Genomic DNA, 1,201 nt, shown 5'->3' with positions numbered 1-1,201 from the left:
TGCAGCGGTAGTAACGGTAACAAATTATGTAGCAAGTGGTGTTACGTATACCTCTAGTCCAGCAGGCTTAACCGTAGGAGCAGGAGGAGTTGTAAGTGGAGGAACCGATGGAACTTCTTATACGATTACTGCTACTAGTACCAGCGCAGGAAGTTGTCCAAGTACGGCCTCTTCAAGCTTTACTAATGATACCGATAGTCAATTAACAGTACCGAGTACGCCAGTAGTAAGTGTAACAGCAGCAAGCTGTTCAAGTGCAGCGGTAGTAACGGTAACTAATTATGTAGCAAGCGGGGTTACGTATACTTCTAGTCCAGCAGGATTAACCGTTGGAGCCGGAGGAGTTGTAAGCGGAGGAGTAGATGGAACTTCATATACGATTACAGCTACTAGTACAAGCGCAGGAAGTTGTCCAAGTACGGCCTCTTCAAGCTTTACTAATGATACCGATAGTCAATTAACAGTACCGAGTACGCCAGTAGTAAGTGTAACAGCAGCAAGCTGTTCAAGTGCAGCGGTAGTAACGGTTACTAACTATGTAGCAAGTGGTGTTACGTATACTTCTAGTCCAGCAGGCTTAACAGTAGGAGCTGGTGGAGTTGTAAGCGGAGGAGTAGATGGAACTTCTTATACGATTACAGCTACTAGTACCAGCGCAGGAAGTTGTCCAAGTACAGCCTCTTCAAGCTTTACTAATGATACCGATAGTCAATTAACAGTACCGAGTACGCCAGTAGTAAGTGTAACAGCAGCAAGCTGTTCAAGTGCAGCGGTAGTAACGGTTACTAATTATGTAGCAAGTGGTGTTACGTATACCTCTAGTCCAGCAGGCTTAACCGTAGGAGCAGGAGGAGTTGTAAGCGGAGGAGTAGATGGAACTTCTTATACGATTACAGCTACTAGTACCAGTGCAGGAAGTTGTCCAAGTACAGCCTCTTCAAGCTTTACAAATGATACCGATAGTCAATTAACAGTACCGAGTACGCCAGTAGTAAGTGTAACAGCAGCAAGCTGTTCAAGTGCAGCGGTAGTCACGGTAACAAATTATGTAGCAAGCGGGGTTACGTATACCTCTAGTCCAGCAGGATTAACCGTTGGAGCAGGAGGAGTAGTAAGCGGAGGAGTAGATGGAACTTCTTATACGATTACTGCTACTAGTACCAGCGCAGGAAGTTGTCCAAGTACAGCCTCTTCAAGCTTT

Annotated in this window: 1 pseudogene; it reads left to right on the top strand. The window is 45.5% G+C overall.

Annotated elements, in window-relative coordinates:
• Positions 1 to 1,201, top strand: a pseudogene (locus ACKTTQ_RS15855) (T9SS type B sorting domain-containing protein); the annotation flags it as partial.

It is taken from the genome of Tenacibaculum halocynthiae, assembly GCF_964512825.1.
GTDB lineage: Bacteria > Bacteroidota > Bacteroidia > Flavobacteriales > Flavobacteriaceae > Polaribacter > Polaribacter halocynthiae.
This window is presented reverse-complemented; position numbering and strand designations above follow the sequence as displayed.